Source organism: Emticicia sp., from assembly GCF_049241225.1.
Lineage (GTDB): Bacteria > Bacteroidota > Bacteroidia > Cytophagales > Spirosomataceae > Emticicia.
Genome location: NZ_JBMLRC010000288.1, coordinates 1 through 1,665 on the forward strand (window position 1 = coordinate 1; position 1,665 = coordinate 1,665).

The window sequence follows — 1,665 nt, forward strand, 5'->3', positions numbered from 1 at the left end:
CAAATTTGAGTAAATCAGGGCTAATTTGTGAAGCCATCATGTCGAAAGGACGTTGACCTTCAATGGTTTCAAATTCAGCGGTATGGTTATGAAAAATAAAAGTTAAGCCTGCTTTTTTTGCAGCTTCGCCTGCTTTTTGAAGAATTTCGAGCGAAAGTTTTACCTCCTCCATTTTATTGACAGGAATACTGGCACAAACCAAATATTTTGCCCCACCTTCGGCTACTTCATCAACGATTTCTTGGGTATTATTCAATAAATTTTTCATCGGTGGCATGGCTGGACGAGCAGGTGCTGGGGTTCCATCAGCCGATGGGCGTGGAGCTGGACGGTTAAATGGAGCTCCACTTACGTGGTGAGCTTGCCATGACATTCCTAAATCTGATACTAATTTGGCAAATTCTTTTGGTTTCATGCCATAAAAGCCACCTTTCATGCTAAATGCCGATTCGATTTCTTTATAACCGATTCCGGCAATTTGTTTTAAAGTTCCTTCAACGTCTTTGTCGATTACCGACATTGTGGTAAAGAGCTGAACCCCAAAATTTTTTACTTTCTGTGGTTCGCCAAAAGCATCGGCCAAGTTTGGTAACATCAAACCACCAAGTGCTAAAGCTCCTGTATTTTTAAGGAAATCTCTTCTATTTTGCATTTTTGTTAGTAATTAAAGTTTTGTTCGTAATTTCTGGAAGGGTGGGAGGAGGAGGATTGAAAAATAAGAATTGGGTTTTTACACCCAATTCTCGGTACGTCGGTACTCGGTACTCGGTACTATTTATCTTAGGGTTTATTATTCGCTTGCTTTAAACTCAATTGCCGAAACCGCCATTACGATTTGCGTATCTTTTGCTTTATCATTTCTGAAAACCAAATACACATCATGTTGACCAGCATCTTGAGGAACGTTTATTTTTAGTTTACTATTCATGTTTGGGCGAGCTGGTGGTGTGGCGGCAGGCGTCCCTGCGGCAGGCGTCCCTGCGGCAGGCGTTCCAGCGGCTGGCGTTCCAGCGGCAGACGCTGCTGGCTGGGCAGGTGGAGGAGCAGCGGCTCCCGACCCCATTCGCATTTCTCTTGGCTCGATTTTATCGCTTGTTCCAATCAAAGCACCCGTTGGCGAGTCGAGGTGAAGTTCAATAACGCCACCTGATGCACCTACACGTGTTTGGGCTTGAGTCGTAACTTCGATTTCTTTGATGCCTGTTAAATCAACATTTGTATAACCCAAATAAGACCTATCGCCTACCATTGAGAATGAACGATTAGGAGTAATGACTAACTGAGTACCTTTCGATTTATCGGCCAATTCTGGGTTTAAAGTTGGGTTTTTCAACACAACAACATCTTCAGTTGCCAATGATTTCATTACTTTCGTGCCTTTATCTTTGTAAGCTGCACGCAAAATGTATGTGCCGTTTGATTTCTGACCTTCAGGGATTTTGGTAGCATAACTGCCTTGCGTCGGCATTGATTTGGCAGTTTTTGGCTCATTGATATTTAAGATATAATCAACCATGATATTTGCTTCGGCCGTTGAGATTTGTGGGTGAGCTGCCATCACGTGGTCGCCCCAAACACCACCGCCACCATTGATGATTTTCTTTGAAAGGTACTCAACTGCTTTGCTATCACCTTTGTATTTGTTGGCTACATCTTTTAAGCTAG

Annotated in this window: 1 protein-coding gene and 1 pseudogene; both read right to left on the reverse strand. The window is 43.0% G+C overall.

All coding sequences use genetic code 11. The annotated features are described in order from the left end of the window. A partial coding sequence (locus ACOVO2_RS15430; protein ID WP_421770837.1) for a twin-arginine translocation signal domain-containing protein occupies nucleotides 1-652 on the reverse strand: 652 nt, incomplete at its 3' end. A gap of 138 nt (nucleotides 653-790) precedes the next feature. Then, nucleotides 791-1,665: pseudogene (locus ACOVO2_RS15435) on the reverse strand (PKD domain-containing protein); the annotation flags it as partial.